1 protein-coding gene is annotated in these 234 nt (G+C 70.5%); it reads left to right on the top strand.

Translation table 11 applies throughout. The features are described from left to right. The coding region (locus tag AA75_RS47785) for an RHS repeat domain-containing protein (protein WP_033822054.1) at nucleotides 1–234 on the top strand (234 nt) is incomplete at both ends.

Genomic DNA, 234 nt, shown 5'->3' with positions numbered 1-234 from the left:
CTACGAGTACGACGCCGACGGCAACACCACCGCGGTCACCTACCCCGACGGCCCCCGCCTCACCCAGGCCTTCGACCAGGCCGGCCGCCTCACCCACACCACCGACGCCGCCGGCGCCACCACCCTCTACACCTACGCCAAGAACACCGGCCAACTCGAATCCGCCGTCCAGACCAGCGCCGACGGCACCACCGAACTCGCCTCCGCCCACTACACCTACGACAACCTCGGCCG

The organism is Kitasatospora sp. MBT63, from assembly GCF_000710465.2.
Lineage (GTDB): Bacteria > Actinomycetota > Actinomycetes > Streptomycetales > Streptomycetaceae > Kitasatospora.
This window is presented reverse-complemented; position numbering and strand designations above follow the sequence as displayed.